The organism is Clostridium intestinale DSM 6191 (assembly GCF_900130055.1).
In the GTDB taxonomy this organism is placed as follows: domain Bacteria; phylum Bacillota; class Clostridia; order Clostridiales; family Clostridiaceae; genus Clostridium_T; species Clostridium_T intestinale.
This window is the reverse complement of the sequence record NZ_FQXU01000004.1, coordinates 562,480-584,521: the sequence shown is the minus strand read 5'-3', so window position 1 is coordinate 584,521 and position 22,042 is coordinate 562,480. Positions and strand designations below refer to the sequence as shown.

Below are 22,042 nucleotides of genomic sequence, written 5' to 3'. Positions count from 1 at the left end.
TAATGATATTTGATAGATTTGCAAATCTAAAATATAAATATGGGAATAGACACTTTTGGTGCAGAGGATATTATATAGATACAGTTGGAAGAAATAAAAATGCGATAACAAAATATATACAAAATCAGTTACAAGAAGATCAGTTAGCAGAGCAAATAAGTATGAAAGAATATATCGACCCGTTTACGGGAGAGCAAGCAAAAGTAAGCAAATAAAATAGCCACCTTATAGGTGGCCGCTGAAAAAGTTTTGCGATTGGCGGTTTTTCAGAGCGCGAGTAGCGCCGCCAGTATCATGCCCTTATAGGGCTTAATCAAGCCTCCGGCTGAGCCGGTGGTACTTGACTTGAAAAGCAATTTTTGTTTGTAACCTATGTTACTGATAAAAATTTGAGAATGAATTATACTATGATTAAAGAAGTCAAGGAAAGAGGTTGAATAGAATGAGTTTATTTTTAGGAAAAGTTCATTTTTGGTTATTTAATAAAATAGTCTGGTTTGAAGGTTTAGAAAAAGAAGTAGAAAAGGTAATAGAAGAAAAAAAACTTCCTTTAAATAGTTGGAGAGAAAATATATATAACAAATATGGAAAACCAACAGAAGATAAACCTTTAGAAGATATGATAGATACATCTAATATTCATGGCTGGTTACAAGGGAAAATAGCTTCAGCAGAAGGAAGACAGGCGGCTTTTATTACTAAGGGAGTAAATGAATTAGGGGAAGGGTTCCTAGATTCCATAAAAGTAACGTATAAAGAACAAGGTGATAAAGCAGCTAAAGAATATTTAGAAAGTGGGACTAGTGTAGAAGACCCAGCAGAAATATTTACAGCATTAAATAACTATATTTTAGATGGAATGCCTTGTGATAGAGCTAATGAAATATTAGAAAACTCAGAAGTAAAACTATCATGGGAAACAACTCTAGATGTTCATGAAGATTATTGGAATGCAGAAGGTGGAAATGTGCAATGGTTTTATGATGCAAGAGATTTCTGGATAGAAGCTTTTGTAAGTGGATTAAATGAAGCTTTTGGATTTAGAAAGACAGCTGACAATGTAAGAGAAATTTATAGAAGATAGGTGATAAGTATGAATGCAATTGATATTATGGTAGATGAACATAAAAATATCAAAAAGATGCTTGTTATAACAAGAAAGTATTGTAGCATGCTTTTAAATAATGATGATTTTGATTTAGATGTATTTAATGAAATAATAGATTTTATTAGAAACTATGCAGATAAACATCATCACGGAAAAGAAGAAGAAATGTTATTTAATAAGATGGAAGAAGAATGTGTGGAAGCTATTAAAAAAACAATTAGATATGGTATGTTAGTAGAGCATGATATGGGAAGAATGTATGTTAGAGATTTAGAAGAGGCACTTAAGAGATACAAAGATGGTGACGAAGATGCTAAACTTGATATAATAGCTAATGCTATATCATACACACATCTTTTACAAAGGCATATTGATAAAGAGGATAACATATTATATAAATACGCTATAAACAATTTATCTAATGATACTTTAGATAAATTAAATAAAGAATCTTTAGAGTTTGAAGAAAATGCTAAAAATAATGGCACACAGGATAAATATATTAAGTTAATTGAAAAATTATCTTAAAAAAGGTAGATTAAAAGATCAAGAAATCTTTTAATCTACCTTTAATTTATTAGATATATATTCTCATAAAATACATATTTAATAAAAAATATTCTGGATTAATTTTTTTGTTAATAGCATCAATACTATGTTGTGTTATTAGAGGTTCTCGTCTAGTTGTGAAAGATGTAATTATAGCCGAATGGAAAACATGTCCGTTTTTGTGTTGGAAAAATACTAAATCCCCAATTTCTATTGAATCATCATTAATAAGTACTCCTTTAGGACCTTGGTGTAAATACTCTAAATTCTCTCTTAAAAGCCAAAATAGACTGTGTGCAGTAGACCACGAAACTGAATAATCTTTATCAGATTTATAGTACCAATAAGGAGAAATATATCTCATAGGAGCACCAGCAAAATGTATTATCTGAGATATAAAATTGGAACAATCATTTCCACCTGTGCTTTTAGACCCTAAATAAACATATTTATCATTTGGAATTAAAGCATATTTATATGCGTAATCTACCATTTTATTTCTACTTAATTCCTTCATTTAAATAACACTCAATTTATTGATTTATTTAATTATATGGAACTGTTCTTTGGTTTGTTCATCTATAGTTTTGAAAGTATATCCCTTTTCTTTATAGTATTTAATAATATAAGGAAGTGCTTTTACTGTATTTTTATGTTTATTACTACAATGGAGTAATAAAATTATTGAATCTTTTTCACTAATTGAATTTTTAAATATTTTATTTGGTTCAAGATTATAATTAGCGCCATCTCCACTATCTTGAGTCCAGTCATAAATTTTTAAGTTTTCTTCATGTAATAATTCAACCATAGAATTATTAATTTTATAGCTAATATTATTGCAACCAAAAGGAAATCTTAATATATTTGTTTCTAGACCTATTAAGTCCTTGATTTCAGACTGAGTTTTTTTCATTTCTGATAAAAAAGAAGCTTTACTTAAATAAAGGTTTTCTCTTTTATGAGTATAAGAGTGTAAACCTATACTATGACCATCGTTGTTCATACGTATGAGGGTTTCTTTATTGTCTTTAATTTGTTCTCCGATAACAAAGAAGGTAGCTTTAACATTTTCTTCTTTTAAAATGTTTAAGATATCATTCGATAGTTTAGTAGGGCCATCATCAAATGTTAAGTATATGGTTTTTTGAGGATTTTCTTTGGATAATTCTTCTGCAAATACTATATTAGAATTTAAAAGTAGAGCAACTATGAATAATATTAGAAACTTTATTTTTGACATCTCAATTACCTCCATTTCATTTTTATAGTATGTACTATTGAATAAAAAATATTAAATATTAAAATTAGTAAATAAAACTATAAGAAGTTTTAATATTAATTTATAATAAAACAATATAGACACTTTAGAAATTATAAAAAGTAACGAAATATTAATTAGAGTAATAAAGAATAAATGCAATTGGTGGTGCTTACGTGGGTAGAATTAATTTTAGAAGTGCATTTATAGGTTTTTGTATATTATTTTCTATTATAATAACTTATATTTATAAAAATAGTATGTTTAATAGCATATTAATGATAGTGATTTTAGGGTTTGTATTTTTCGAAATATATAAATTGTTAGTGAAAAAAACTTATAATTTAAATAATGAGAAAGATCAATATTATTATAGGTTTAAGACAACCCTAGATTCTTTAAATGCAATGTTAATAGAGGTTTATGAATCAAATAAAGTATTATATATTTCAGAAATTATAAAGAAAGAATGGCTTATTAGTGAGGATATAAATTATAAAACTTTATTATCAATGTTTTCAGATGAGTATAAAGAAGCTTTGCAGTACGTTTTAGATGATTATATTTTATATAAAAAACAAGAAGAATTTAGCTTGTTTAGTGAGTTATATACTAAAGATAACAAAAAGAAATATTTATCCATAAAAGGCAAAGGCCAAAAGAATAGTCATGGTGAATATCATATAAGTGTGGTTATTTTTGATATAACCCATGAAAAAGAGCAAGAAACCAAGATAGAATATATAAAACTACATGATGAAATAACAGGTTTACCAAATAGACATCATTTCAAACAAAAAGCTAATAGTATTATTATGGAGATAAAAGATACTTACGAAAATATAGCATTAATATTTATAGACATAGATAATTTTAAGTATATTAATGATGCATTTGGAAGCGAAATTGGAAATAAAGTACTGAGAAAAATAGGAAGTTTATTAAAAGAAAATGGAGATGCTGATAGTTTTGTATCACGTTATGCCGGAGATGAATTTATAATATTAAAAAGAAATATTTTAGACTTAAATTTATTAAATACTTATTTGAAAAAATTAATAGAGGATTTAGGGAATTGTATAAGAGTCGGAGATAAAGAGATTTACACAACTATTAGCATGGGAGTAGCGTTATATCCTAAAGATGGTGAGGATTTAGAAACCTTATTAAAGAGGGTAGATGTGGCTATGTATAGTGCTAAAAATGAAGGTAAAAACACATATAGATACTTCAATATGGACATACTCAACTCTATAAACAGGCAATATTTAATTGAAAAAGGTTTGAGAAATGCAATAAAAAATAAAGAATTGTATTTAGTAATGCAACCTAAAGTTAGAAGTAATGATGAGAGTATAGAAGGTTTTGAATGTTTAGTAAGATGGAATAGCGAAGAATTAGGAGTAGTTTCTCCAGCTGAGTTTATACCAATAGCTGAAAGTTCCAGTATAATTATTGAATTAGGGAAGTATATTATAAAAGAAGCCATGGAAAGATGTAGAACCATGATAAATGAAACCAATAAAAAATTTAAGCTATCAATAAATTTATCAGAAGTTCAATTAAGAGACGAGTCATTATTAGAATTTATAAATCTTGAAGCTAGTAAGTGGGATATAGATCCTTCTTATATAGAATTTGAAATAACAGAAACGGTATTAATTCAATCGGCTGAAAGAAATGTAACTATTCTCGAGAGATTAAAAGAAAGAGGTTTCTCTATAGCTCTAGATGATTTTGGAACAGGATATTCCTCATTAAATTATTTAAATATACTTCCTATAGATATCTTGAAGATAGATAGATCTTTTATAGTGGGAATTGGAGTAGATAAAAAAAGCGAATATATCATAAGAACCATAATAAATCTTTCTCACGATTTAGAAATAAAGGTAGTCGCAGAAGGAGTAGAAACAAAAGAGCAGTTAGAATTCCTTAAAGATTGCAAATGTGATATTATACAAGGATATTTTTTCTCTAAACCACAAATGTATAATAAAGCTTTGTTTATGCTAAGAGAAGGTGTAGTTGGAGTAGCTGAATAAATAAAGTACCATGTAGATAAAGGTTTTTAAAAACCATGAAATGTGATATAATAATTATATAAATAATAAGAAAAGGATGATCTATATGGGAAGAGGTTTTAGTAATATTGTCTATATAATACTAACTATAGTTGTAATATTAGGAGTAATAAACATTGTAGCTTTCTTACTTCCATACATAATCATTATTATAGCTGTTTTATGGTTATATAGACTTATAAAAGGAAAGAAATATAGTAAGAGAGAAAGAAATTCAAGTAACTATAGATATAATAGTAATCAAGCTAATGACATTCAACATAATGAAGATGGGGATGTTGTTGACGTAGAGTATGAAGAAATAAAGAAATAATTAAATAAAAAAATGCTGTACTTTTATATAGTACGGCATTTTTTTATCGCCAATTTTAGACACCAAAGCTGTAGTTTAATCATAATATGTAGGGAAAGTAAACCTAAGGAGGAATTAAAATGAGTCACAATCATCAAGACGGATACTATAATATATACGATGGATACAGTCCATGTGAGGAAACAGTTAATAGCTGTGAGGACACAAATGATACAATACCAAATCCATGCCCAGTTCCACCAACAAGAAGAGGAACTATAACTGTATTTTCTAAACTTGGAACTCAAGATGGAGAACCTTTAGAAGGCGTTAAAGTAAATCTTTATAGGCTTGGAGATTGCCCTAAATTAGTTCAATGTGAAGTAACAGATTGTCAAGGGAAAGTAGTTTTTAATAATTTAGAAGAAGGATCATATAGAGTTATCCAAATAATTGATAGAAACTATTTCCAAAAACCATGCTATATTCCTTGGAATGAAGTAAATATAGATGGAAATACAAGAAATTCAACTATTACAGTAGTAAATAGACTTAACCCATCAGTAATAAATAGACACAGATGTAATTGTAATAATAACTGTGATGACGGTTTAGGATGGCTAGCATTAATACTTTTATTTGGCTTCTGTGGATTTGGCTTCTTCTGGTAATAATTTTATACTATATTGAAATAAGCGCAGTTTTAAACTGTGCTTATTTTATTGAATAAAAAGCTTTTTTAATATACAATTTTATATGTATTTTAATGAAAAGAGGTATATGATATGGAAAATAATATTGATGTATATATTAAGCTAGGAGAGAATGGGGTTATACCTAAATATGGGTCTATTAATGCAGCAGGTTGTGATTTATATGCAGCTAGTGACTTAGTAATAAGACCAGGAGAAATTAAGGTGTTATCACTGGATTTTATTATGGCAATACCAGAGGATTGTGAAGCGCAAGTGAGGCCAAGAAGCGGGTTATCATTAAAAACAACACTTAGGATTCCTAACTCACCTGGAACTATAGATGCTGATTATAGAGATAATGTTGGGGTAATAATAGAAAATAACTATAGTATAGAAAACTTGCCTTATGAAATAATGAAATCTCCTGAATTAATAGAGGTTTTAGAGAAAGAATATCGAGAAGTAAGTTTATCAGAGATAGTTAAGAGTAATAGCAATTGTAGTATTTTAAATAACAAAATTTATTTAGATAAAAATGATAATCCTTATGGAAGTATATACATAAAAAAGGGAGAAAGAATTGCTCAGATGATTTTCTGTAAATATAAGAGAGCTAATTTTATAGAGCATGAAAACCCTAAAGCTATAGGTGAAAATCGTGGTGGCGGTTTTGGACATACTGGAATATAAAGAAAGCAGGAATATATCCTGCTTTTCTAATCTTCTACAAGAGTTTCCCATTCCTCATAAAGAGAGGATATCTTATCTTGAGTTTCAGAAATTTCTTTATTGATTTTTACAATTTCATCACCATTAGAAAACACTTCAGGTAAACATTGCTTTTCCTGTAAAGCTAATAGCAATTCCTCAGCTTGACTTATTTCTTTTTCAATGGTCTGCAGTCTTACTTTTATAGCTTTAGATTCTTTTTCTATTTCCTTTTTCTTTTTTCTTTCTTCTCTTATTTGGGTTTTAGTTTTTCCTTGAGAATCTTCAAGTATAGACTCAAATCTATTAGGATTACTTTTCTTTTCGCTATAATAAGTATAGTTACCCAAATACTCCTTTATTCCATCTTCCTTCAACTCATAAATTTTAGTTATGACTTTATTTAAGAAATATCTGTCATGAGATATAACCATAAGAGTACCATCATAGGTTAAGATAGCATCTTCTAAGGCCTCTCTAGAAACTATGTCTAAATGATTGGTAGGTTCATCTAGAAGAAGGAAATTGTCCTTAGCTAGCATAAGTTTAAGTAAATTAATTCTACATTTTTCTCCACCACTTAATAGATGGATTTTTTTAAAGGCATCCTCTCCTTTAAAAAGGAATGCAGCTAAAGCGCCTCTTACTTCCGAAGTAGTAAGCTCTGGAAATTCACTCCATACTTCATCTAAAATTGTATTATCAAGGTTAAGGTCGGATTGTTCTTGATCATAATATCCAATATCTACATTCCTACCTATTACTTTAACTCCAGTGTCAGCTTTTATTTTCTCTAAGATTATCTTAAATAAAGTAGTTTTACCTCTTCCATTTTCTCCGATTAAAGCAACTTTATCTCCTCTTCTTAAATCCATTGAAAGGTTATTGAACAAAACCTTATCACCATAAGCTTTTTTCAAGTTTTCTATATGTAGTACATCATTACCACTTTTTACTTTAGTCTCAAAACTAATTTTAGATGCTTCTTTTTCTTTTTCAGGAGCATCAAGTAGTTCGATCTTATCTAAAGCTTTTTCTCTACTTTCAGCAGCTCTTATGCTTTTCTCTCTATTAAAAGAACGAAATCTATCTATTATTTCTTTTTGTCTTTTAATTTCTGCTTGTTGAAGATTATAGGCTTTGGCTCTAGCTTCTTGATCTTTTTTTCTAAGTTCTAAAAACTTAGTATAGGATGCATTATAGCAATATATAGTGCCCTGAATTACTTCAAAGGTGGAAGCAGTTACTTTATCTAAAAAGAATCTATCATGGGATATAACTAAAATAGTGCCTTTATATGTAGATAGGTATTCTTCTAACCATTCTATTGCATCTAAATCTAAATGATTTGTAGGTTCATCTAAGAGTAATATGTCTGGGTTTCTTAAAAGCAGTTTTACTAAAGCAATTCTAGTCTTTTGTCCCCCACTTAAAGTAGATATATATTTATTAAAATCATTTTCTGTAAAGCCTAATCCTTTTAAAATTCTCGAGATTTCACCCTTGTATGTATATCCACCTCTGTGAGAATAAATATCTTGTAGAGTTGTATAGTCATTAATTAATTTGTCATGATAAGAAGAGTTAGATTCATCATAGGGTTCTTTTAGCCTTTCTTCTAAGGTTAAAAGTCTTTCTTCTATATTTAATAGTTCTTGAAAAACTGTTAAAGTCTCATCATAAATTGTGTTTTCTTCAGAAAGTTCTAGATGCTGAGAGAGATAACCAAGGGTTTTATTTTTATCTAAAAACACATCACCTGAATCGGCAGAAAGTTGACCAGTTAAAATCTTAAATAGAGTAGATTTACCTTCACCATTTCCACCTATAATACCTATTTTATCCCCTTCATTTATAGAAAAACTTATTTTTTTTAAAACAACCTTCGTTCCATAACTTTTTTCAAGATTTTTACAACCTAAAATAATCATAGTTAATACTCCTTTATGGAAAATAAAAATACTTATACCATTATACTATCCTCACATGATTTAATCAAACAACACAATATTAGTAGATAAAAAAATTAAGCATCCAATAAAAAGAATATTGGGTGCTTAATTTATAAAAAACTTTATTATGTTCTTAGAAGTTTATTTCTATGTTTATTTTTCTTCAAAATAATTAATAAGTGATTTATTATGATGTTCTAATGTTATTGAAATTATTTTTTTAGTAAATAACTTAATCATATGATCAGGCATTTTATAGGATCTAAAATTAGAAATAATACTTTGATAGTCATTTTCTATTATATCAAAAACTGTATCAGTTTCTTTTGAGTTATCTTGACGGAAATCTAAGTCATCATCTTCATCTAAACTTCTTATTAATGAAAAAGTATTAGGAATATCAGTTACTATAGTATTTGGGGCAGAGCTTGAGAATACTTTGCCATTAAACTCTCCTATTAAATCTTTAGATTTTGTTATGGTAGAAGAAAACCCTTTGGAAAACATCATTAAACTTAATGGATCTCTAAACACTTCAAAAACAAGGTCATCACTCATATATTTATCTGCTGGAACCATTGTATACCTCCTTAGAAACTTATTTTATTATTAAAGATTATGAAATTAATTTATTTATTAGAACTTTTAATTCAACAAAAGTTTTTCATAAGAATATGATGTTTATAAGGAGGTAATGAGCATGTATCCTGAAGATAAAAGAATAAGAGAAACCTTTATTGGTATAGAGGAAACTGTAAGAATAAACAATGGAAAATTCACAAAATCAATAAATTTTGATAATGCAGCTACCACTCCTGCTTTTAAAAAAGTTCTAGAAAGTGTAAATAATTTTATACCTTATTACGGAAGCGTTTCTAGAGGGGAAGGGTTTAAATCTAAAGTAAGCACAGATATATATGAAAAGTCTCGAGAAAAAATTCTTGAATTATTTTCTTTATCAGGTAGGACAGATTATGAAGTAATATATGTAAAAAATGCAACAGAAGGACTAAATAAGTTATCAAATAGATTGATAACTTCCCCAAATGATTTAGTTATAAGCACTAGAATGGAACATCATTCAAATGATTTGCCATGGAGAGGAAAATGCAGATTAGATTATATTGAGGTGGATGAATACGGAAGATTATCAGTAGATGATATAGAAAAAAAGCTTAAAGAAAATGAAGGACAATTTAAATATTTAACTATTACTGGAGCATCAAATGTAACTGGATATGTAAATCCGGTTAATAAGATAGCTAAATTAGTTCACAAATACGGTGGAAAAATTATAGTTGATGGAGCTCAACTTATTCCGCATGAAAAAGTTAATATGGCAGGGTTAGAGCCTGGGGAAGAGATAGATTACTTGGTATTTTCAGCTCATAAAATGTATGCACCTTTTGGAATAGGCGTTATTGTAGCTTTGAAGGAAGGGCTTATACATGGAGAGCCTGATTATAAGGGTGGTGGAACTGTAAATTTTGTAACTGATGATAATGTTATTTGGGGGGAAGGATCTAGTAGAGATGAAGCTGGAACTCCAAATCTTTTAGGTGTAATAGCTTTACTTGCTGCAATTGATGAAATTAATAAAATCAGTTACAGGACAATAGAAAAAAGAGAAGAGTGGCTAACAAGAGAACTATTAAGAGGATTAAATAATATTGGTAATATTGATATATATGGATATCCATATTATGATGGCAATAGATTAGGAATAGGGGCTTTTAATGTAAGAGGTTTATGGCATGGGCACGTAGCTAGTCTTTTATCTGAGCTTGGAGGAATTAGTGTCAGAAATGGATGTTTTTGCGCTCAGCCATATGTTCAAAGATTATTAAATATAGATAATGAAACTATTGAAGAACATTTTAGAAATCCTCATAGAATAAAGGAAGGTATGGTAAGAGTAAGCTTTGGAGTTTATAATACCTTAGATGAAGTATGGAGGTTTTTAAATACACTAGAGTATATTGCAAAAAATTATAGGTAAAGGTGATGGATTAATCCATCACCTTTTAAAGTGGGTTTATTTGTTAAAAGCTTTATACTTTGGAAGACTATTCTCAAAGTGTAAAGAAGGATTACCTGAAATCAAAGGATTTAAATAATCTAGGGCTTTTTCAGTTACATGATTTCCAGCCTCATTGATCCATTCACTTGGGAAATACTTAACTTTATTAGCAACTTTAGTAGTCTCTATAGGGAAAGTTGAGTATTCGTAAGGAGTATTAGACTCTCTTTTTATAGCAACCATCATACCTGTTAAGCCCTCTAGAGCATACTTTAATGCATCATAGCCTACTTGGTAAGCTTCGTCAATATCAAGGTCAGAAGCTGAATGCATAGAACATCTTTGAAGTATTCCAAGCTCTAATGCTTTAACTCTAGTTGTTATACCAGCATCAACAATGGTGGATTTTAAGTAATTTCCTACACCACCTAACTGAGCATGTCCAAAGTTATCATGTAAGCCAAGTGGGTTAATTTGAGCTAAAAAGTCACCTTGTTCATTTATTAAACCTTCGGATGCAACCACATAAACTCTGTTCTTTTCCTTAAAACGAGTGTTAACATCTTCTAGAAATTTTCCTACAACGAAAGGTTTTTCAGGTAAATATATAAAATCAGCAGCTGAAGAACCATTCTCTTTAGCTAAAGCAGCAGAAGCAGCTAGCCATCCAGTATCTCTTCCCATAGTTTCTAAAATGAATATTCCGTTATTCATATAAACAGAAGCATCATAATTAGTTTCTAAAACTGTAGTAGAAATAAATTTTGCAGCAGAACCAAATCCAGGGGTATGATCAGTATACATTAAATCATTATCTATAGTTTTAGGAATACCTATAAACTTTATATCTATATTATATTCTTTTCCATAGGCACTTAATTTTGAAATTGTGTCCATAGAATCATTTCCACCTACGTAGAAAAAGGCCTTTATATCTAATTCTTTAAATATTTCCATTAATTTTTCATATTCTTCAAGGGATTCTGTGTGACTTTTTAATTTATATCTACAAGAACCTAAGCCAGAAGATGGGGTGTACTTAAATATATCTAATTTACTTTGTGATACATCACTTAAGTTAATAAATTTTTTATTTAAGATACCTTCAATTCCATGTAGTCCTCCATAAACAGTATCAAATGCATTTAAATTATGGTTTGCTTCAACTAAACCTACAACACTAGAATTTATTACTGACGTTGGTCCGCCAGATTGTGCAATAATACAATTAGCCATTTTTTCCTCCCTATATTAAATGGTATATCACTCTAAATGTGCTATACTATTTCTTTTAAATGTTATCCTATTATATGATATATGTATTATTATAATATGTCAAAGGAATTTTGTTGAAAAAACTCAGAATTTACATAGTTAATATAAGAAAAAGAACTAAATGTGCTATACTATATAAAATTAATAGAAATTAAAAATATTAAAAATTTCGAGAATAATTATGTTAATGTGAAATATTATATAAAGATAGTATTAATGAGGAGATTAGACGGAAATGGAGAAGGTTTTAATTATTGCATTAGCTTTAGCAATGGATGCGTTTGGAGTTTCTCTTAGTATAGGTATAAATTGCGCAGTAAAAAGAAAAAATAAATTTTATTTTGCATTATCATTTGGAGTGTTTCAGTTTTTATTATCATTAATGGGAGCTGTAGGGGGATACTTCTTCAATAATTATGTAGCAGACATACCTAATATATTAGGAGGAGGGGTTATCGCAATAGTTGGTGTTATGATGATAAAGGAGGGAATGGAAAGTAAGGATGAGTGTATTTTATTAAATCCTAAAATGTATATAATATTAGGACTGTCTGTAAGTATAGATGCATTAGTAGTAGGATTCACAGCACTACATGATATAATAAATCCTGTGCTTATACTTATGGATACACTAGTTATAGGTGGGGTAACATTAATACTTTGTCTCTTTTCTTTTTACTTATCTAGATATGCTAAAAGGATAAGCTTTGTAGCTAAATATGCAGATTATTTAGGTGGAATAATATTAATGTTTTTTGGAATGAAAATGATGTTTAATATGTAATCATAATAATAAAAATTTGAATACAATGACATATACTTATGATATAATGAAAAGAAAAGTAACAATAGAGGGAACGTATGAATTGGGAGAATTTGTTAAAAGATAAAAAAATAAAAGTTACTAGAGCTAGAATAGATATTTTAAAAATACTACAAGAATGCCAAAAAAGTATGACAGCAGAACATATCTACTCTATATTTTGTGAGCATAATAAAGATGTAAACATATCGACTATATATAGAAGTCTAGAATTATTTGAGGAAAAAAATATTGTAGACAAAGTGTTCCTTCCAGAAGGTGTTAATGGTTTTTCATTAAAGAAGGATGATCACAAACATAGATTAAAATGTGAAATTTGTAATAAGGAAATATTAGTTCATTGCCCATTTAAACAAATAGAAGAACTAATTAACTCAGAAGCCAATTTTAAGATAACAGATCATTCTATAACCCTAAAAGGAATATGTGAAGACTGTAATGATAAAAACAATAAAGGAAAACATAACTAAAGGCACAAAATTATTTTGTGCCTTTAACTATTATATAAGTACTTGTTGAGTATATATTGTATTTTTAAAATCATTTATAGTATAAAGATTAGCACAGCAGTCTTTAACGTTTATTATATGAGTAGAATAAGCTAAAGCTTTAGAAATATTATGTTCAACAGAAAGAATTGTAATCCCTTTTTCTTTATTCAAAGTTCTAAGTAGTTCATAAAGTTCTTGTTGAGTTTTAGCATCTAATCCTGAAGAAAGCTCATCTAGTGCAAGTAGTCCTGGATTACCTAATAAAGCTCTTCCTATAAAAATTCTTTGTTGCTGTCCTCCAGATAAGGAACCTATGAGACTATTTTTAAAAGCGGTCATATTAACATATCTTAAAACTTCATCTATGGCTTTATTATCTTTAATACCTAGAGTTTTAGCGTGAACTTTTAATAGTTCTTTTACAGTAATAGGGAAACTGCTATTAAAGCTGTCCATTCGCTGAGGAACATAACCTACAGAGTAATTAGAAGTATTTATAATACCTTTAATAGGTTTTAGTAGTCCTAATACTAACTTGAGTAAAGTAGTTTTTGCACTACCGTTTTCACCTATTATAGATAAAAATCCACCTTGGGGAATATTAAGATTAACGTTATTTAATATATAAGGATCTTTTCCAGTATAAGAAAAGAAAAGTTCTTTAACTTCTAGCAAAATTTATCAGCTCCTGTATTTATAATTATATATTAAATTATATAACTAAATGCGAATTGTTTGCAACAATAAAAAGTTAATCCACAGAAGCAATATTTTCTAATTTCCAGTATTTTTTTTCAGTTTTAGATAAAGAGACTCGATAAGTTAAATATTTATGAGGTGATTTATCATCTAAACCTGAGGCAATAACAACAGCAGTTTTATCATCTGAATAAAGTACATTCATTTCCTTAACTCGTAGGAGCCTGTTATCTTTAGAGTAAGAGGATGTCATATAGTAATCTATAGAATAATAGATGTCCTTGCATTTACTTCTTATATATAAAGCTTTAAATGTAACAAATAGAGTAATTAACATTATTGAAGTTATTAATATTTTTAATAATCTTCTTTGAAGTCTAATTTTTTTATATTTATGAAACTTATAAATCCTTTTTTTCTTTCTAAGTTTTTTTGAATATTTTCTTTGGACTTGAACCTGAGAATTTAACATAATATCCACCTCCTTTTAATATATTACCAAATAATGGAATAAAAATAAATGAATAAATCTTAAATATTCCAAAAAATGTAAAATAAAAATACAGTTGTTGCATAGAAGTGGCAAAAAACAATATAATAGAATCATAACATTTGTGAAAGGTAGGTATTTGAAGATGGATTTTTCGGCATTAGTATTAATGGAAAAAGATAAAGATACAGGTCACCTTATAAAAGAGATAGGAAGTTATGCGGTTAATGAAGGTGCTGTGTATGTTAATAAACTATATGTAATAGATGGAGAAGTAAACTTATATTTTCAGGTAAATAAAGATGTAGAGGATTGGGAATACTCAGCAGTATATGATCTTTTTGATGTTGAGGCTTTTGAAACCTTAGGATATGACATTGAAGAAGTTGATGATGAGTTTAATCCAACTTGGATGATATCATTTCCTTTTGATGAGGAGCATGAAGAAGTAAGAGCTATATTAAATGAATTGTGTACTTTAATTAAGGATAATATAGAAAAAGTTTTTGAAAATATACAAGATAAAAAAGCAGAATATGAAGAATAATAACTAAGAGGTGAAATTTATGAGTGAAACAAAAAAAGTTAAACTTAGAGAAGAAATTCCTAGTGAATATAAATGGAAAATAGAAAAGGTCTATGAAGATACCACTGCTTGGGAAAATGACTTCAAATCTTTAAAGGAAGAGGGAATTAAACTTAAAGATTTTTCTGGGAAGTTAACTACGGGAGAAAAGATATTAGAATATTTAAAATTAAATGAAGTAATATCTAGAAAAGCAGAGAAATTATTAATTTATGCTCACTTAAGAAGTGATGAAAATACAGCTAATTCGGAGTTTCAAGTTTTAAAAGATAAGATAGATACATATCTTTCAGAACTTGGTAGTTATGGAGCTTTTTTTGTACCAGAGATATTAGAATTATCAGAAGAGTTTTTAATGGGAGAAATAAATAAAATCCCAGAACTAAAAGTATATGAGTTTTTATTTAAAGATATACTTAAGGAGAAACCACATACTCTTACAAAGGAAATGGAAGAGTTAATGGCTTCAGTTTCAGATTGTTTAGATGCGCCATATAATATCCACAATATGCTTACAAATGCAGATATGACCTTTGGAAATATAAAAGATGAGGATGGTCATGATGTTGAGTTAACAGAAGGTAACTATTCTTCTTTCGTTAGAAGTAAAAATAGGGAAGTAAGGGAAAGTGCTTTTAAAACTCTATATACTTCATATAAAGGACTTCAAAACACTTTAGCAACAAGTTTAAGTGCATCATTAAAAAACTTTATATTTGGAGCTAAAACTAGAAACTATAAAAATTCTTTAGAATATGCTCTAAAACCTAACGACATTCCATTAGAGGTTTATCATAATGCACTAAATACAATCAATAAGAACTTACCATTACTTCATAGATATATAGGACTTAAAAAGAAGTTACTTGGATTAGATGAAATGCATATGTATGATTTATATGTTCCTGCTATAGAGGTTCCAAAGGAACACATAGAATATAAGGCTGGAATAGATATAATATTAGAAGGATTAAAACCATTAGGTGAAGAATACTTAAGCATTTTTAAAGAAGGAATAAATAATGGCTGGATTGATGTATATGAGAATAAAGGAAAAAGAGGCGGAGCTTACTCTTGGGGTGCATATGATACAATGCCTTATGTACTTTTAAACTATAACTATGACATTAACGATGTATCAACTTTAGCTCATGAGATGGGTCACTCTATACATTCATATTATTCAAGAAAATATCAACCACACTTTTACTCCTCATATACAATTTTTTGTGCAGAGGTTGCTTCAACTACCAATGAAGCTTTACTAATACATCATCTTATAAACAAAGAAACTGATAAAAATAAAAAATTATATCTAATTAATCAAGAACTTGAGCAAATAAGAACAACAGTGTTTAGACAATTGATGTTTGGAGAATTTGAGCTTATAACTCATGAAAGTATAGAAAAAGGAGAACCTTTATCTTCAGAAAGTCTTAATAAGATATGGTTAGATTTAAATAAGAAATATCACGGAGAGCATATGGTGGTTGACAATGAAATAGAAAGTGAATGGAGTAGAATTCCGCACTTCTATACTGATTTCTACGTATATCAATATGCTACAGGTTATGCAGCGGCATCTGCTTTTGCTAATTCTATACTAGATGGAGAAAAGGATGCAGTAGAAAAGTATATAGGCTTCTTAAAGAGCGGTGGCTCAGATTATCCAATTAATATACTTAAAAAAGCTGGAGTTGATATGACTACACCAGAACCTATAGATGCTACTATGGAAAGATTTAAAGAATTATTAGATATGCTTGAAAATGAAATCAAATAAGAATTTTAGGTGCTGCATAATTTGCAGCACTTGTTTTTTATAAAAAATATCTATAAACTTAATTTAATGATAGAATGGGGTTAAGTAAAAACAGTCTATAAGAAGTTGAAAGGAATTTATTAGATGAAGAATTTTGAAAAAAGATTATTTGATACTTTAGTAAACCAATATAATTTCTACATAAAAGAGATTGAAAATGAACACTTAAAGTGGGTAGCGAAATTAAAAATTGATAATGGGGAACTTGCTGTAGGAGTAGTAGATAAAACTTATAAGGATTTAGAAATAGCTGTAGAGGAAGGTTTTTTTATTAGAGTTATATATGGTAGTTATGATGGAGAACCTTTAAAACAAGGAGATATATATTTTTCTCCAGAAGAAAAGAGAGTAGTAGCTGCTTGGAATAATGAGACTCCGTTTATACAGATGATAGATTCTATTTATAAAAAAACATCTCGAGATTCAGAAGATAAAAATTCTACTATAACCTTTGGACTTATAGCAATTAATGTTATAGTGTTTTTAATATCAGCTTATTTTTCAAAAAGTATAGTTAATATAGATTATAGTGTTCTTTATATAATGGGGGCCAAATTTAATTATGCAATATTAAACTATGGAGAGTATTGGAGACTTATAACATCAGCTTTTTTACATGGAGGGATTGTACACATAGCTGTGAATATGTATTCTCTATATTATGCTGGAAACCAAGTAAGTAGGATATATGGTAATAAAAAGTATTTACTTATGTATTTATTAAGTGCTGTAGGCGCTTCAACTTTATCTATGGTAAATAGCCAGTCACTTTCAGTAGGGGCTTCTGGTGCTATTTTTGGGTTGCTTGGAGCAATAGCTGCTTTTGCATTTAAAGAGAGAAGTAGAATAGGTAAAGGGTATTTAACGAATCTGATATCTGTTATAGCAACCAATCTAGTAATAGGATTTATGCTTCCTAATATAGACAACTTAGGACATTTAGGCGGATTAATTGTTGGTGTTTTATTAGGGTTTGCATTATATAAAAATCAAACAAGGAAGTAAAGAATTTAAGCACCAAAGAAGCAAGGAACTTAAGAAGTAAACAAGTAAAGAACTTAAGTTCCGAAGAAGTAAAGAATTAAAGAATTCTCCTAAGAAACATGCAAAGACTTGGTAGAAAAGTAAAAAATGCAGAAGAACTCTCTGTACAAAAATTCTTCTGCATTTTATTTAAGCCATAGCAACTAAATCATCGTAGTAAATAGTTTCTTCTTTTAGTAGCATTCTAGCTATCTTATCAAGCTGATCCATGTTTTCATTAAGTAAAAGTTTTGTATCCTCGTAAAGCTCTTCTAAAAGGGTTTTAGCTTCTTCAATTACTACATTTCCATAGGAAGTAGAAAGTGAACCTAAAGAGGACATTTTTAATAAGCCTAAGTTTTGTCCCATTCCATACTCAGATATCATAGACATAACTATCTCAGTTGATGAATTTAAATCTCCATATGCTCCTGTAGTAATATTATCTTTCCCAAAGATTAATTCTTCAGCAGCACGTCCAGCTAGTAAAACCATTATTTTATTTTTTAAATTTGTAATAGTTTGATAAGCTTTATCCTTAGGAACTGTTAAAGTATATCCTCCGGCACCTTTTGTGGTGGGGATAATAGTAACCTTTGATACCTTATCTTCAGGCGTTTTTAATAAAGAACAAAGAGCATGTCCAGCTTCGTGATAAGCTGTTATTTTTTTCTCTAAATCAGTTATATGAGATCTATTTTTTTTCTCATAACCTGCAATTACTATATCGTAAGCTGAATTTATATGCTCATTAGTTAAAAATTCTGTTTCTTCCTTTGCTGCTAATATAGCTGCTTCGTTAGTTAAACTTTCAAGTTTAGCACCAGAAAAATAAGCTGTTTTTTCAGCTATATCCTTAATATTTAAATCTTTATAAGGTTTATTTTTTAGATGTAGATTAAGTATATGCTCTCTGGCAGTTATATCTGGAAGAGAGACTTCTATATGTCTATCAAATCTTCCAGGTCTTAATAGTGCAGGATCTAATATATCTAATCTGTTCGTTGCAGCGATAACTACAATACCTTCTTTTTCAGTAAATCCAGACATCTCAGTTAATAAGGCGTTTAATGTTTGATCTCTTTCATCTGTACCAGAAGAGTTTTTAGAACCATCTCTTTTTTTACCGATAGCATCAATCTCATCTATAAATATTAAAGCTTTTCCTTTATCCCTTGCTTTTTTAAATACAGAACGTACTCTTGAAGCGCCCACACCTACATACATTTGCATAAAGTCTGAACCGCTCATAGCATAAAAAGGAACATTACTTTCTCCAGCAACTGCTTTTGCAAGTAGTGTTTTGCCTGTTCCGGGTTCGCCATATAAAATGACTCCTTTAGGAATTCTAGCTCCATAACGTGCATATTTGTCAGGGTTTTTTAGAAAATCTACCACATCTTGAAGACTTTCTTTAGCTTCATCGTTTCCAGCAACTTTTGAAAAATCATATTTTGTCTTCATATCAGTTGAAACATCTTCAGGAGAAAATGAAGATCCTATAGGTAATCTCTTAGTATTAACAGAATATAATACTATAAAAAGTATTGAAGCAACTAAAGTTAAAGCAGGGATAGTCTTAACCAAGGGGGTGCTACTTTGTCTTTTTACTATAACTCCGTTACTTAGAAGTTCTTCCTGAAAATCAGGACTTTGAGGGTTAGTTGTTATATATTTTTCACCAGAGTTTAAAATTACAAGGATATTATCTGTGTTATTTAATTCAACTTTTTGAATATTTCTACTTTGAAAGTCTTCCTTAAAGTTTAAATAGGATTTTTTTTCATAAGAGTTAAAGCCTAAATCTACATATATAAGAGAAACTATAGAAAGTAAGGCTGTTATTAATGGTATTATAAGTATTTTCTTCTTTAGTTTATTCATAATTGCCCCCCAGTTTTTAGAATATTAACGATTATATACTTTAAATTATATATTTTTAATAGATATTGTCTAATGAATTACATAAGTTTTGGTAATGTAAGTTATGGATAATTGACCAAATATGAGTTATACTTAATTAAGTTAAAATGTGTAATTGTAGGGGGAACCATGAACATATCAGAAGTAAAAGTAAAACTTACAAAAGAGGATTTGTTAGATTTATTAAGAGAGGTAATTGATTTAAAAGGATTGATTATAAACTCAATAGAGCTAGATAATAAAATAGGAATAAAAGGTACATATAAAAAATTATTTAATATAAAATTTTCGATTTTCTTTAATATAGTGGAAGTAAGGGAGCAGGATTTAGTTATAAAGTTATCAGAATTAAAAGCTCTTGGAATTCCAGCAATAAAGCCAGTAAGAAAGTTGATCCTTAGAAAAATACTTACTGATTTTAAAAAGTTAGGAATCGAAGTTGAAAATGATACTGTAATTATACACTTAAATGAGTTAATTAAAGATTTTAAATTCTTAAGATTAGGTTCATTAAATATAGTTCAAGATAAAGATAGCTTAGCAGTAAATTTATATAACTCAAAAATTGAAGTAAAGAAGTTAATGGATAAAAGTCTTGTAGTGAAATCAGAAGTTATAGAGGAAATATCTGAAGTAAGAGAAGAAGTAACAACTTTAGAAGAGATTGAGAAAATTGAAGAGAAAGTGGAAGTTGTTTCTACTGAAGTTATAGTAGAAAAGACAAAGGATTACTATAGTGATGGAAGAGATTATGTAGAGAATAAGATTCCTGAAAGGTTTAAGTCTGTTGAGGATTACATATTATTAGTTCCAGATATACTTGCATTAATAGTAAGGCTTATGAAAGACAACAGAATTAATAATCAAACAAAGATAGCAGTTGCAGCATCAATTGGTTATATTGTTGTTCCTAAAGATATTATTTTTGATAAAATACCTATAGTGGGAAGTATAGATGATATGGCTGTAGTATTATTTGCATTAAATAAGTTAATAAATGATGTTCCACTAGAGATTATATTAGAGAATTGGGCAGGTAATGAAAAGAATATAATAGTTTTGAAAAATGCTTTAGAGTACGTAAAGAGATTTACTAAAGCAAATAACTTGGATAAATTTTATTCAGTAGTTGAGGCTTTGACTTAGTAAGGAGGATAAAATGGGAAAGTTTTATGCTGTAGCACAAGGTAAGAGTAATTTACCTCTTATTCTTGAGAGCTGGGATGAATGTAAAAAAGAAGTTATAGGTTGTAAAGGGGCTATATATAAAAGTTTTGGAAATAGAAAAGAAGCAGAAAATTTTATAGCACTTCATCTAGGGGATAAGGTTGAGGGTGAGGAGCCTGAAAATGGAGTTTTTATATATGTTGATGGTAGCTTTATGGAAGCTAAAAATAATTATTCTTATGGATTAGTAGTTGTAAAAGATGGTGAAGTAATTCATAAGGATAAGGGTGTAGGTTATAAAAAAGAAGATATTTCTCTAAGAAATGTTGCGGGAGAAGTTATGGGTTCCATGAAGGCAGTTGAATATGCCATTAACAATGATTATAAGGAAATTACAATATGCTATGATTATCAAGGAATCGAATGTTGGGCTAAAGGAACTTGGCAGAGGAATAAGGATTTAACTAAATATTATCATGAATTTATGAAAAAAAATATGCACCTTATACAGGTGAACTTTAAAAAAATCAAAGGGCACAGTGGCGATAAATATAATGATTTAGCAGATAAACTTGCAAAGGAAGCACTAGATAATACCAACAATTAATCCAAAATTTTCAGTGAGTATTAAATTTATTACTGCATATACTATAATCGACAAAAAAAAATAAAATATTACAGTGAGGTGCAGTAGTATGGGAAAATTTGTGAGCGGAATAACTACAGGGGCAATAGTAGGAGCAGCTTTCGGTATGATGGTCCTACCACAACTAGATAGAAAAACACAAAAAGCTTTTAGAAAAGCTGGCAAAAAAGTCATGAATGCGGCAGGCGATACCTACGGAGACATGATGGGATGGATGAAATAGTTCGAGAGATTCTCTCGAACTTTTTTTTTGACAGAATTAAATCTTTTTCATAGAATTTTGTAGAAAATTTAAATTTTAACAGGTAATTTTTTTATAAAATATATTAAAAAATAAGGTTATATGGTATAATTTAAATAAATTTTTAGAATAAATTTAATATTTTCGTAATGCTATAGCAATGATATAAGAGAAGGAAGAGTGATTT

24 protein-coding genes are annotated in these 22,042 nt (G+C 28.8%); 16 read left to right on the top strand and 8 right to left on the bottom strand.

What is annotated here, in order from left to right:
- The 3 genes from BUA92_RS06715 to BUA92_RS06705 all read left to right on the top strand — a co-directional run.
- On the top strand, positions 1 to 215 hold a 215-nt coding region (locus BUA92_RS06715; protein ID WP_175550868.1), incomplete at its 5' end, for a transposase.
- 227 nt (positions 216 to 442) lie between these two features.
- Positions 443 to 1,084, top strand: coding sequence for a hypothetical protein (locus BUA92_RS06710; RefSeq protein WP_073017984.1), 642 nt, complete (start codon positions 443 to 445; stop codon positions 1,082 to 1,084).
- A 9-nt stretch (positions 1,085 to 1,093) separates the two neighbouring features.
- Complete coding sequence (locus BUA92_RS06705; protein ID WP_073017982.1) at positions 1,094 to 1,636, top strand: hemerythrin domain-containing protein; 543 nt, start codon at positions 1,094 to 1,096, stop codon at positions 1,634 to 1,636.
- Between the two features lie 49 nt (positions 1,637 to 1,685).
- Here BUA92_RS06705 and BUA92_RS06700 read toward each other — a convergent pair whose 3' ends face one another.
- Together BUA92_RS06700 and BUA92_RS06695 are read right to left on the bottom strand one after the other, a co-directional pair.
- Entirely contained in the window at positions 1,686 to 2,174 is a 489-nt protein-coding gene (locus tag BUA92_RS06700) for an amidase domain-containing protein (protein ID WP_073017980.1), read from the bottom strand.
- Between the two features lie 24 nt (positions 2,175 to 2,198).
- The gene (locus tag BUA92_RS06695; RefSeq protein WP_242950084.1) at positions 2,199 to 2,900 is read right to left on the bottom strand and encodes a polysaccharide deacetylase family protein; all 702 of its coding nucleotides are present in this window, start codon (positions 2,898 to 2,900) and stop codon (positions 2,199 to 2,201) included.
- A 194-nt stretch (positions 2,901 to 3,094) separates the two neighbouring features.
- Between BUA92_RS06695 and BUA92_RS06690 the strand changes: the two genes are divergently transcribed.
- From BUA92_RS06690 to BUA92_RS06675, 4 genes are all read left to right on the top strand, one after another.
- Positions 3,095 to 4,963: a putative bifunctional diguanylate cyclase/phosphodiesterase gene (locus BUA92_RS06690; protein WP_083553432.1), complete on the top strand. Its 1,869-nt coding sequence runs from the start codon at positions 3,095 to 3,097 to the stop codon at positions 4,961 to 4,963.
- 85 nt (positions 4,964 to 5,048) lie between these two features.
- A complete protein-coding gene (locus BUA92_RS06685; protein ID WP_073017976.1) occupies positions 5,049 to 5,315 on the top strand; it encodes a hypothetical protein in 267 nt (88 codons plus the stop codon).
- 119 nt (positions 5,316 to 5,434) lie between these two features.
- Positions 5,435 to 5,965 carry an MSCRAMM family protein gene (locus tag BUA92_RS06680; protein ID WP_021802958.1) on the top strand — a complete coding sequence of 177 codons (531 nt, stop codon included), beginning with the start codon at positions 5,435 to 5,437 and terminating at the stop codon, positions 5,963 to 5,965.
- 114 nt (positions 5,966 to 6,079) lie between these two features.
- Positions 6,080 to 6,679, top strand: a complete 600-nt coding sequence (locus tag BUA92_RS06675; RefSeq protein ID WP_073017973.1) for a dUTP diphosphatase — start codon at positions 6,080 to 6,082, stop codon at positions 6,677 to 6,679.
- Positions 6,680 to 6,705: 26 nt separating this feature from the next.
- On the opposite strand, the gene BUA92_RS06670 is transcribed toward BUA92_RS06675, so the two are convergent.
- Together BUA92_RS06670 and BUA92_RS06665 are read right to left on the bottom strand one after the other, a co-directional pair.
- Complete coding sequence (locus BUA92_RS06670; protein ID WP_073017970.1) at positions 6,706 to 8,628, bottom strand: ABC-F family ATP-binding cassette domain-containing protein; 1,923 nt, start codon at positions 8,626 to 8,628, stop codon at positions 6,706 to 6,708.
- Between the two features lie 174 nt (positions 8,629 to 8,802).
- Positions 8,803 to 9,228, bottom strand: coding sequence for a hypothetical protein (locus BUA92_RS06665; RefSeq protein ID WP_073017967.1), 426 nt, complete (start codon positions 9,226 to 9,228; stop codon positions 8,803 to 8,805).
- A 121-nt stretch (positions 9,229 to 9,349) separates the two neighbouring features.
- On the opposite strand from BUA92_RS06665, the gene BUA92_RS06660 reads away from it, so the two are divergent.
- The gene (locus tag BUA92_RS06660; RefSeq protein WP_242950083.1) at positions 9,350 to 10,648 is read left to right on the top strand and encodes an aminotransferase class V-fold PLP-dependent enzyme; all 1,299 of its coding nucleotides are present in this window, start codon (positions 9,350 to 9,352) and stop codon (positions 10,646 to 10,648) included.
- A gap of 36 nt (positions 10,649 to 10,684) precedes the next feature.
- Here BUA92_RS06660 and BUA92_RS06655 read toward each other — a convergent pair whose 3' ends face one another.
- On the bottom strand, positions 10,685 to 11,905 hold the full coding sequence (locus BUA92_RS06655; RefSeq protein ID WP_021802954.1) for a 6-phosphofructokinase: 1,221 nt from the start codon (positions 11,903 to 11,905) through the stop codon (positions 10,685 to 10,687).
- 274 nt (positions 11,906 to 12,179) lie between these two features.
- On the opposite strand from BUA92_RS06655, the gene BUA92_RS06650 reads away from it, so the two are divergent.
- Both BUA92_RS06650 and BUA92_RS06645 read left to right on the top strand, forming a co-directional pair.
- On the top strand, positions 12,180 to 12,728 hold the full coding sequence (locus BUA92_RS06650; RefSeq protein WP_073017963.1) for a manganese efflux pump MntP: 549 nt from the start codon (positions 12,180 to 12,182) through the stop codon (positions 12,726 to 12,728).
- Between the two features lie 77 nt (positions 12,729 to 12,805).
- On the top strand, positions 12,806 to 13,237 hold the full coding sequence (locus BUA92_RS06645; protein WP_073017961.1) for a Fur family transcriptional regulator: 432 nt from the start codon (positions 12,806 to 12,808) through the stop codon (positions 13,235 to 13,237).
- 30 nt (positions 13,238 to 13,267) lie between these two features.
- Here BUA92_RS06645 and BUA92_RS06640 read toward each other — a convergent pair whose 3' ends face one another.
- Together BUA92_RS06640 and BUA92_RS06635 are read right to left on the bottom strand one after the other, a co-directional pair.
- A complete protein-coding gene (locus BUA92_RS06640; RefSeq protein ID WP_073017958.1) occupies positions 13,268 to 13,933 on the bottom strand; it encodes a metal ABC transporter ATP-binding protein in 666 nt (221 codons plus the stop codon).
- 76 nt (positions 13,934 to 14,009) lie between these two features.
- On the bottom strand, positions 14,010 to 14,429 hold the full coding sequence (locus BUA92_RS06635; protein ID WP_073017956.1) for a hypothetical protein: 420 nt from the start codon (positions 14,427 to 14,429) through the stop codon (positions 14,010 to 14,012).
- 163 nt (positions 14,430 to 14,592) lie between these two features.
- On the opposite strand from BUA92_RS06635, the gene BUA92_RS06630 reads away from it, so the two are divergent.
- The 3 genes from BUA92_RS06630 to BUA92_RS06620 all read left to right on the top strand — a co-directional run bounded on the left by BUA92_RS06630 (position 14,593) and on the right by BUA92_RS06620 (position 17,860).
- A complete protein-coding gene (locus BUA92_RS06630) occupies positions 14,593 to 14,994 on the top strand; it encodes a DUF6762 family protein (RefSeq protein ID WP_073017955.1) in 402 nt (133 codons plus the stop codon).
- Positions 14,995 to 15,013: 19 nt separating this feature from the next.
- Complete coding sequence (gene pepF, locus BUA92_RS06625; RefSeq protein ID WP_073017954.1) at positions 15,014 to 16,816, top strand: oligoendopeptidase F; 1,803 nt, start codon at positions 15,014 to 15,016, stop codon at positions 16,814 to 16,816.
- 123 nt (positions 16,817 to 16,939) lie between these two features.
- Positions 16,940 to 17,860 (top strand): rhomboid family intramembrane serine protease, encoded by a 921-nt coding sequence (locus BUA92_RS06620; protein WP_073017953.1) that lies wholly within the window; start codon positions 16,940 to 16,942, stop codon positions 17,858 to 17,860.
- Positions 17,861 to 18,028: 168 nt separating this feature from the next.
- On the opposite strand, the gene BUA92_RS06615 is transcribed toward BUA92_RS06620, so the two are convergent.
- Positions 18,029 to 19,762, bottom strand: a complete 1,734-nt coding sequence (locus BUA92_RS06615; protein ID WP_073017952.1) for an ATP-dependent metallopeptidase FtsH/Yme1/Tma family protein — start codon at positions 19,760 to 19,762, stop codon at positions 18,029 to 18,031.
- A 168-nt stretch (positions 19,763 to 19,930) separates the two neighbouring features.
- Between BUA92_RS06615 and BUA92_RS06610 the strand changes: the two genes are divergently transcribed.
- From BUA92_RS06610 to BUA92_RS23230, 3 genes are all read left to right on the top strand, one after another.
- Entirely contained in the window at positions 19,931 to 20,947 is a 1,017-nt protein-coding gene (locus tag BUA92_RS06610) for a YkvA family protein (protein ID WP_073017951.1), read from the top strand.
- A 13-nt stretch (positions 20,948 to 20,960) separates the two neighbouring features.
- On the top strand, positions 20,961 to 21,575 hold the full coding sequence (locus BUA92_RS06605) for a ribonuclease H1 domain-containing protein (protein ID WP_073017950.1): 615 nt from the start codon (positions 20,961 to 20,963) through the stop codon (positions 21,573 to 21,575).
- A gap of 88 nt (positions 21,576 to 21,663) precedes the next feature.
- The gene (locus BUA92_RS23230; RefSeq protein WP_021802943.1) at positions 21,664 to 21,837 is read left to right on the top strand and encodes a hypothetical protein; all 174 of its coding nucleotides are present in this window, start codon (positions 21,664 to 21,666) and stop codon (positions 21,835 to 21,837) included.
- Positions 21,838 to 22,042 lie beyond the last annotated feature (205 nt).

Excerpts from the sequence above, each read along its gene's own strand:
- BUA92_RS06660 (WP_242950083.1), top strand. The coding sequence starts at position 9,350 with ATGTATCCTGAAGATAAAAGAATAAGAGAAACCTTTATTGGTATAGAG.
- BUA92_RS06635 (WP_073017956.1), bottom strand. The coding sequence starts at position 14,429 with ATGTTAAATTCTCAGGTTCAAGTCCAAAGAAAATATTCAAAAAAACTT.
- BUA92_RS06680 (WP_021802958.1), top strand. The coding sequence starts at position 5,435 with ATGAGTCACAATCATCAAGACGGATACTATAATATATACGATGGATAC.
- BUA92_RS06665 (WP_073017967.1), bottom strand. The coding sequence starts at position 9,228 with ATGGTTCCAGCAGATAAATATATGAGTGATGACCTTGTTTTTGAAGTG.
- BUA92_RS06700 (WP_073017980.1), bottom strand. The coding sequence starts at position 2,174 with ATGAAGGAATTAAGTAGAAATAAAATGGTAGATTACGCATATAAATAT.
- BUA92_RS06630 (WP_073017955.1), top strand. The coding sequence starts at position 14,593 with ATGGATTTTTCGGCATTAGTATTAATGGAAAAAGATAAAGATACAGGT.
- BUA92_RS06605 (WP_073017950.1), top strand. The coding sequence starts at position 20,961 with ATGGGAAAGTTTTATGCTGTAGCACAAGGTAAGAGTAATTTACCTCTT.
- BUA92_RS06645 (WP_073017961.1), top strand. The coding sequence starts at position 12,806 with ATGAATTGGGAGAATTTGTTAAAAGATAAAAAAATAAAAGTTACTAGA.
- BUA92_RS06705 (WP_073017982.1), top strand. The coding sequence starts at position 1,094 with ATGAATGCAATTGATATTATGGTAGATGAACATAAAAATATCAAAAAG.
- BUA92_RS23230 (WP_021802943.1), top strand. The coding sequence starts at position 21,664 with ATGGGAAAATTTGTGAGCGGAATAACTACAGGGGCAATAGTAGGAGCA.
- pepF (WP_073017954.1), top strand. The coding sequence starts at position 15,014 with ATGAGTGAAACAAAAAAAGTTAAACTTAGAGAAGAAATTCCTAGTGAA.
- BUA92_RS06610 (WP_073017951.1), top strand. The coding sequence starts at position 19,931 with ATGAACATATCAGAAGTAAAAGTAAAACTTACAAAAGAGGATTTGTTA.
- BUA92_RS06675 (WP_073017973.1), top strand. The coding sequence starts at position 6,080 with ATGGAAAATAATATTGATGTATATATTAAGCTAGGAGAGAATGGGGTT.
- BUA92_RS06710 (WP_073017984.1), top strand. The coding sequence starts at position 443 with ATGAGTTTATTTTTAGGAAAAGTTCATTTTTGGTTATTTAATAAAATA.
- BUA92_RS06620 (WP_073017953.1), top strand. The coding sequence starts at position 16,940 with ATGAAGAATTTTGAAAAAAGATTATTTGATACTTTAGTAAACCAATAT.
- BUA92_RS06695 (WP_242950084.1), bottom strand. The coding sequence starts at position 2,900 with ATGTCAAAAATAAAGTTTCTAATATTATTCATAGTTGCTCTACTTTTA.
- BUA92_RS06650 (WP_073017963.1), top strand. The coding sequence starts at position 12,180 with ATGGAGAAGGTTTTAATTATTGCATTAGCTTTAGCAATGGATGCGTTT.
- BUA92_RS06655 (WP_021802954.1), bottom strand. The coding sequence starts at position 11,905 with ATGGCTAATTGTATTATTGCACAATCTGGCGGACCAACGTCAGTAATA.
- BUA92_RS06670 (WP_073017970.1), bottom strand. The coding sequence starts at position 8,628 with ATGATTATTTTAGGTTGTAAAAATCTTGAAAAAAGTTATGGAACGAAG.
- BUA92_RS06615 (WP_073017952.1), bottom strand. The coding sequence starts at position 19,762 with ATGAATAAACTAAAGAAGAAAATACTTATAATACCATTAATAACAGCC.
- BUA92_RS06685 (WP_073017976.1), top strand. The coding sequence starts at position 5,049 with ATGGGAAGAGGTTTTAGTAATATTGTCTATATAATACTAACTATAGTT.